5 protein-coding genes are annotated in these 8358 nt (G+C 34.4%); 4 read left to right on the top strand and 1 reads right to left on the bottom strand.

Annotated elements, in window-relative coordinates; genetic code table 11:
• Both ACILQF_RS07720 and ACILQF_RS07725 read left to right on the top strand, forming a co-directional pair.
• Nucleotides 1-955: glycosidase (locus ACILQF_RS07720; protein ID WP_395626841.1), on the top strand; the 955-nt coding region annotated here is incomplete at its 5' end.
• Between the two features lie 12 nt (nt 956-967).
• Nucleotides 968-2164, top strand: coding sequence for an AGE family epimerase/isomerase (locus tag ACILQF_RS07725; RefSeq protein WP_395626842.1), 1197 nt, complete (start codon nt 968-970; stop codon nt 2162-2164).
• 129 nt (nt 2165-2293) lie between these two features.
• On the opposite strand, the gene ACILQF_RS07730 is transcribed toward ACILQF_RS07725, so the two are convergent.
• On the bottom strand, nt 2294-3319 hold the full coding sequence (locus ACILQF_RS07730; protein ID WP_395626843.1) for a LacI family DNA-binding transcriptional regulator: 1026 nt from the start codon (nt 3317-3319) through the stop codon (nt 2294-2296).
• A gap of 193 nt (nt 3320-3512) precedes the next feature.
• Between ACILQF_RS07730 and ACILQF_RS07735 the strand changes: the two genes are divergently transcribed.
• Together ACILQF_RS07735 and ACILQF_RS07740 are read left to right on the top strand one after the other, a co-directional pair.
• A complete protein-coding gene (locus ACILQF_RS07735; RefSeq protein ID WP_395626844.1) occupies nt 3513-4859 on the top strand; it encodes a Gfo/Idh/MocA family protein in 1347 nt (448 codons plus the stop codon).
• Nucleotides 4860-5300: 441 nt separating this feature from the next.
• Nucleotides 5301-8300 (top strand): SusC/RagA family TonB-linked outer membrane protein, encoded by a 3000-nt coding sequence (locus ACILQF_RS07740; protein WP_395626845.1) that lies wholly within the window; start codon nt 5301-5303, stop codon nt 8298-8300.
• The last annotated feature ends 58 nt before the right edge of the window (nt 8301-8358 follow it).

Raw genomic sequence — 8358 nt, forward strand, 5'->3', positions numbered from 1 at the left:
TAAATACATTTTAGTTACACGCGTAGAAGGAATCGATAGAAAATCTTTTTTTGCAGTTGCCGAAAGTAATAATGGCATAGATAATTTCAAATTTTGGGATTATCCTTTACAAATGCCAGAAACCAATGAACCTGATACTAATATCTACGATATAAGATTAATAAATCATGAAGATGGCTGGATATACGGCCTCTTTTGTACTGAAAGAAGAGACGAAAGTGCAAGTGATGGGGACCAATCTGCTGCGATTGCCCAATGTGGCATCGCTCGAACTAAAAATTTGAAGGATTGGGAAAGGCTAGCTGATCTTAAAACACCCTCTCCTCAACAGCGAAATGTTGTACTACACCCTGAATTTGTAAGTGGTAAATATGCTTTCTACACCCGTCCCCAAGACAAATTTGTAGAAGCAGGCAATGGCGGAGGTATCGGCTTTGGTCTATCAGCAACCATAGAAAATGCTGTCATAGAGCATGAGACTGTAATTGATAAAAAAATATATCATACTGTTTATGAGTCAAAAAATGGCCTCGGACCAGCTCCTATTAAAACTCAATTAGGCTGGTTACATCTTGCGCATGGGGTAAGAAATACTGCTGCTGGCTTGCGCTATGTGCTTTATATGTTTATGACAGACTTAAACGATTTAACCAAAGTGATATATAAGCCAGCAGGTTATTTTTTAGCTCCTATGGGTGAAGAAAGAATTGGTGATGTTTCAAACGTGGTTTTTAGCAATGGTTGGATAGCTGATGAAGATGGTACAGTCTACATTTATTACGCTTCATCAGACACAAGAATGCATGTGGCAACCAGTTCAATAAATCAGCTTTTAGATTATATTATTAATAATTCTGAAGATGAATTTCGGTCTGCAAAAACGACTGAAACAATTATTAACATTATTAATAAGAATAAAATTTTTAAAGAAAAGCCAATAAGTGCTGAGAAATGAGTTAGCCCACTAATGAAAAATTTAATTATTCTCAAGAATTTCAAGAGTGAAGTAGATAAAGAGTTACACTCAATTCTGTCTTGGTGGATTAAATATGCCTTAGATAAAGAAAATGGCGGCTTTTACGGCAAAATAAATAACAATAATTGCGTAGACAATAAAGCAGAAAAGGGACTGGTATTAAACGCCAGAATACTTTATACATTTTCATCTGCGTACTTACAAAATAGTAAAAATGAGTATTTGAAGATAGCAGATGATGCATTTAAGTACCTTGTTAAATATTTTCAAGATAAAGAAAATGGCGGCTTCTATTGGGCCTTAGATTTTAAAGGAAAAGTTTTAGATAACAAAAAACAAATCTACGGACAGGCATTCACCATTTATGCATTATCTGAATACTACAAAATATCACAAAATGAAGATATATTACAATTAGCGAAAAGTTGCTTTTTGCTGGTTCAAAAACACAGTTTTGATACTCTTAATCACGGATATATAGAAGCCTTTACCATAGATTGGAAAGAAATTACTGATAATCGCTTAAGTACTAAAGATCAAAATGAAAAGAAAAGCATGAACACTCATCTGCATTTGATTGAGGCTTATGCTAATCTTTTCTCCATATGGCCCGATGATCAGCTTAAACACGCAATTAAAAAATTGCTAAACAACTTCAAAGAGCACATTATTGACAAAGAGACTAACCACCTTCACCTGTTTTTCACAGAAACATGGGAGGTGAAATCAACCGCCTTTTCTTTTGGGCATGATATTGAAGCTGCTTGGCTTCTGTTAGAAGCAGCAGAAATTATTGATGATAAAAAGGAAATTGAAACCTTTAAAAAAATTGCTTTAGAAATCACTGAGGCAGCTATTTCAGGTCTAAATGAGAGGGGTGGATTATGGAATGAGTTTGATAGTGAAACTAAGGAGTGGGACAAAGAAATGCATTGGTGGCCACAAGCAGAAGCTATGGTTGGATTTTATAATGCTTGGCAGGTTAGTGATAAGGAGAATTATCTATCTCATAGCTTACAAAGTTGGACATTCATTAAAGATCATTTAATAGACTATCAAAATGGAGAGTGGATTTGGGGACTTCAAAATGATTATCTTCCGATGCACGAAAAAGAAAAGGCTGGTTTTTGGAAATGCCCTTACCACAACAGCAGAGCTTGTTTAGAAATAATCAAAAGAATAGCTTAAGCTATTTTAATTATTATTTGAACTTAGATATTAGACTTTTGTAGTTCGAGTCCCGATATGCCATAAGTCGTTTTAAAAAAGGTTGATAATTAGTATCTTATTTATACAATTATTTAGAATTTGCTGAATCTATTTTAGATTTTCAATTAAGTTAGATTCAATAATAACCTTATAAAAGGCTTCATTATCTGCATTTTCCTCCACTTTCTGTTTTAAAATATCGAGCAGAATTTCGGTTGCTTTTTGTCCTTGTTTATAGGGGTACTGCTCAACAGAGGCTACTGGAACGTGGTGCATATATTGAATAAGTGGTAAATTAGAATAACTCACAAATACGATATCTTCAGCTGATTTCATATTATGAATACGTAGGTAATTAATAGCATATAATGCTACATAGTCATTAAAAGTTACCACGGCTGTTACTTTTCTCTTGTTTTTAAGGAGTTTATCCATGGCCAATTCGACCTCTTTTTTAGTTAAATCACAATTAATAACCAATGAGGGATCGAATTTGAGTCTGCTTTTTAGTAAAGCATTGATATAACCTTCTTTTCGCTCGGTACTGGCATACATGTTTAATGGGCCGTTTATTAAGCCAATGGCCCGATGTCCTTTTTTTATCAAGTAATTTAATGCCTGAATTGTCCCTGTTTCCATATTACAGGCTACGTAATGGATATTTTTTAATGATGGAATACGGTCGAAGAATACTACAGGAATGTTATAACGCTTTAAAAGGTCGAAATGCTCATAGTTACTTGTATTTTTTGCCACCGAGATTAGTAATCCGTCAACACGGTGGTTTTTCATTTTTTCGACTAACTGTTTTTCCCTTTCTTCATCATCATGTGATTGAGCCAATAAAACCGTATAATTTTTTTCATAGGCAACATCCTCAATTGCATTGACTGCTGTGGAAAAAAAGTCTTCGGAAAGTTCGGGAAGAATTACGCCTATCGTTTTTGTTTTGCCTTGTTGTAAAAAAATAGCTGTTTGATTCGGCTCATAGTTCAATTCTGCGGCTAAATTTTTAACTTTTTGTCTGGTAGCTATGCCAATACTTCTATGATCATGCAACGCTCTCGACACCGTAGAAATAGATAATTTTAGCAAACGTGCTATTTCTTTTATGGTTGGTGGTTTGGATTGCATTGAGTAAGAGTTATTAGCTAATATGATTAATATAAAAAATAAACTAAAATTATAAATCTTTTTTTTGCTGAATCAAACGTTTGTGTACATTTTAAATATACAAATTAGTTTTTATGGTAAAATATATTAATACTTTCATATTTAAATGCAATGGCTATTAAATTCAAATTATAAATAAATAAAATTCAAATTCATGAACAGAAAAGATTTTATTAAAACTGGAGCCTTCGCTGCTGCAGGGTTTACCATACTGCCTTCAGGCACTTTATTTGCTAAACCTGGGGCCAAGGTTAGGTTAGGATTTATTGGAGTTGGAGCTCGCGGAATGAGTCATATTTCAGAAGCAATCTTAAGAGACGACACAGAAATTATTGCCATTTGTGATATACAGGAGCGCTCTTTAAACATTTGCAGAACTGAAATTGCAAAAGCGGGTAGGCCTAAAGCAAAGGAATATACCGGCGGACTAGATGCTTACAAGCGTCTTTTGGATCATAAAGATATTGATGCAATAATTATAGCAACACCTTGGCAATATCATCACATACAAGCGGTTGATTCAATGCTTTCTGGCAAACATGTTGGTTGCGAAGTTATTGCAGGTTTGAGTGTTAAAGAACATTGGGATATTGTAAATACTTCTGAGAAAACTGGTATGCATTATAGTACTCTAGAAAATGTATGTTACCGTAGAGATGTAATGGCTGTTTTAAATATGGTTCGTCAAGGTGTGTTTGGCGAGATGCTGCATGCCGAGGGGGGTTATCAACATGATCTTAGAAATGTGCTTTTTAATAATGGAAAGCAAATTTATGGCGGTGGTGTTGAATTTGGACCCAATGCTTTAAGTGAAGCACAATGGCGTACTCAATTTAATATTGACCAAGATGGAGATTTATATCCAACACACGGTGCCGGACCTGTAATGCAGTATTTCGACATCAATCGAGGCAATCGCTTTACAAATTTGGTTTCGTTTAGCTCTAAGGCCAGAGGATTGGCAGCATACGTAGAAAAAGAATCTCCAGGACATCCCAATGCAAAAATTAATTATAAAAATGGGGATATTACCCAAACAATGATGAATTGTGCAAATGGTGAAACGGTGATGCTCACGCACGATACTCATTTGCCAAGACCCTATTCTTTAGGGTTTAGAGTTCAGGGGACTAAAGGATTATGGATGGATGTGAACAAATCAATTCATGTGCAGGGTGTTAGTAAAGCACATGCTTGGGATGAGGCTAAAACTTGGGTAGAAAAATATGATCATCCTCTTTGGAAAAAATATGAAAAAGAAGCACTAGGCGCTGGCCATGGTGGAATGGATTGGTTTGTATTTAATGGTTTTATTGAGGCTATTAAACAAAAGAAAACGCCACCAATTGATGTGTATGATTCGGTTACTATGAGTGTTATTTTACCACTTTCAACTAAATCTTTGGAGGAAGGAAATAAACCTCAGGAGTTTCCAGATTTTACAAGAGGTAAATGGAAGTCGCGTAAAAATGTGTTTGCATTAGATGATAGCGGACTCTAAAATTTTTATTTTTTACTAAAATATCTCTGCCCTTGTATTAATACAAGGGCTTTTTTATGCAATTTTTATAATTGCAAACGTTTGCGTAAATATATGTTTAGTGAAGTTTGATTTTACTTACAATCCAATTGTAATGTTGCATTATTTTATTAGACCAATTTTTAGATATTGGTTATAATATTTTAAAATTTTATATTTTAATTATTTTTTTAATAAAACTTAAATCACTTTAAAGATTCCAAAGTGTCTTTTATTTTTTGAGACGATTATTTTTCGGCATACAATCATTATTTGATTTTGTTTTATGGGAAAATATTTAAATCAAACGTTTGTGTAATAATTAAGTAAAAAAAATTCTTTGTCTGGAATTAACTAAGCTAGCTTCATATTATTAAATTCCCAATAAGATATGGGTTATCGTTTATTTAAAACAGACAAATTATGACGAAGATTTACACACAAAATGTCTTTAAAGGTACTTTTACAAGTAAAATTCTTTCTTCAGTAAGAATGCTTGGAGTATTTAAACTGGTTCTGCTACTATCATTGCTATTTTTTTATAGCGCTGATGTGTTTGCACAAGCTAGCCGCCAAATTTCTGGTACGGTTAGGGACGAATCAAAAGAAAGCCTTGTTGGAGTTTCGATTAAAATCAAAAACAGCAATATTGGTACAACAACCGATATTGATGGAAAGTTCAAGATTGTGGCCTCCTCAACGGATGTTCTTCAGATTACCTACATTGGCTATGAGACAATAGAAAGAGTTGTAGGTAATGCTAATCAGATTGATATTACCATGAAATCTAGCTCAACAGGATTGGGTGAAGTAGTTGTGGTAGGTTATTCATCTAAAAAGCTTGAACAGATTTCTAGTTCTGTTTCTATAGTAAGTGGTGAAAAACTTAGAGATGTTACTTCGAACGAAGTTTCTAGCTTACTACAAGGTAAAGCTGCAGGGGTATTAGTATCAACTGGTTCTGGTTCACCAACTTCTGGTTCAACCATCGTGATTAGAGGTGCTGGTAGTATCAATGCTAGTACTAGTCCGCTAATAGTAGTTGACGGTAATATTGGCGGTACTTACAATCCAACCGATATTGAAACTATTACTATTTTGAAGGACGCTGCTGCAACTGGTTTGTACGGTTCTAGAGCTGCGAATGGTGTAATTATTATTACTACCAAAACTGGAAAAGCTGGAACTACTATAATGGATTTTAACACCAGTGTTGGTTTAAGTAATCCTAATACTGGTAATTTTAAACTCATGAATACAGCTGAGCTTTATGATTATCAATCAAAGTTTTATTCTGGTTTAACCCCTGAGCGTAGAAATAATGATACCGATTGGTGGGATTTAGCGTTCCGTCAAGGTATGGTTAATAGCCATCAACTTTCAGCTTCAGGAGGTAGTGAAAAAACGCAGTTTTATGTTTCTGGCAATTATTATAAGGAAGAAGGAACTCAAATTGTAGATAGTAAAACCGGATATAACTTCCGTTCTAATTTAACTCAGAAACTTTCCGATAAATTAAAATTGGGGGTGTTATTAAATGGTGTTTTTAATAAGGACACTTATAACCCGACTGGGACTTTGTATAACGCTTATGTAAACTTACCATTCGATGCAGCTTATGATGCAACTGGAAGCCCGATTGATCCAAGATTTGGAACTTGGTATGGAAGAGATCGTGATAACTTTTTACACACCTTACAATACAATACCTCAGGGGCTAGGAGTTTTAACGTAAATGCTGATATTAACCTTGATTATAATATCATTAAAAATTTAACTTTCTCAACAAATAATAGAGGAAGATTGAATAACTATAGATCAGATAGTTTTAATGATAAAAGATCCAAAGGTGGTGCTACCAATAATGGTACGGCTTATGCATCAGCTAATTATTCTAACTCATTTTTAACATCAAATCGTTTAAGATATTCAAACAATTTTGGTAATCATAGTGTTGGAATATTGGGCGTTGCTGAAATTGAAGAGGGTTACAATGATAGTTTTTCTGCCAATGTAAAAAATCTACCCGCTGGTAGAAATGCATTTAGTACTGCAACTGACATTATTACAAATCCAGCTGGTGGTAGAGACGGTTATCAATTCAGTAAATATTTAGGTCAAGTAGATTATGGATTCAAGGAGAAATACTTTGCTGTGGCATCTTATGTGAATGAATATTCTTCAAGATTCGGTACAAATAATCCAAGAGGTAATTTCTATCAGTTAGGTGCATCATGGATTGTTAGTAAAGAAAGTTTTATGGAAAATGTAAAGCCTATTACCTTCTTGAAAGTGCGAGGCAGTTATGGTACTACGGGTAATGCTGAGGGTATTGGATATTATGCTGCACTCGGTTTATATTCTATTTCTTCAAGTGCTAGTTATGCTGGTTTACCAGGAGCGGCACCTAGCCAGAAGGCTAATCCGGATTTAACGTGGGAAAAATCGAAATCTGCAAACATTGGTTTTGAAGTAGGATTATTTAATCGAATTGATTTAAACGTTGATTTATATCAAAAAGAGGCGGCTTCTTTATTATTTTTCAGACCTCTTCCTGCAACTTCTGGTTATAGTGGTGTTTTTGAAAATGTTGGAAATGTTCGTAACCGTGGTCTAGAATTGAGTTTAACTAGTAGAAATTTAGTTAAAACATTGAAGTGGGAAACTAATTTTAACATTGCGTTTAACCGTAATAAGGTTTTGGAAGTTAATGCCGGACGTACGGAAGTTAGTACAGGAGCTAGACAACCAATTGCCGTTGGCCGTGATATGGATGAGTGGTTTATGCCAGTTTGGTCGGGTGTAAATCCAGAAACTGGGGCACCATTATGGGAAAATAGAGTTAAAGATTCAGATGGTAAAGAGTACTTAACCTATACTAGTAATTACAACTCGGCTACTAGACAATATGTTGGACAATCATCTGCTCCTAAATTTGCGGGGGGTATTGCCAATAATTTTGAGTATAAAAATTTCAGCTTGAATACCTTCTTCAATTTTGTTTATGGAAACAAGGTTTATAATGATAGTCGCTTTTTCTTTGACAGCGATGGATTATACGAAAGTTATAACCAAATGAATTTAGCGGAAGGCTGGAACCGTTGGGAGAAGGCAGGTGATTTAGCAACGCATCCAAAACCAATTCATGGAAGAGCGGATAACTCAAATGGAACCTCAACTAGATTTTTAGAGGATGGTAGTTATATAAGATTGAGAAACGTAACTTTAGGATATGATCTTCCAAAGCAATTATTAGGCAGAGCTAAAATTTCAAGAGCAAGATTATTTGTAAGCGGAGATAACCTTTGGACAGCTACTAATTTTTCTGGAACAGATCCTGAAGTAGTTTTAGGAGATGGTGTATCCTCAATTAAATATCCAATTAGTAAGAAAGTTGTGTTTGGTTTCAACATGAGCTTTTAATTTTAATAGATGAATAAATACAAGATTTATCAATCAAACAATTAATTATAATCTGATG

Origin of the sequence: Daejeonella sp. (genome assembly GCF_044232565.1) — a bacterium.
Classification (GTDB): Bacteria; Bacteroidota; Bacteroidia; order Sphingobacteriales; family Sphingobacteriaceae; genus Daejeonella.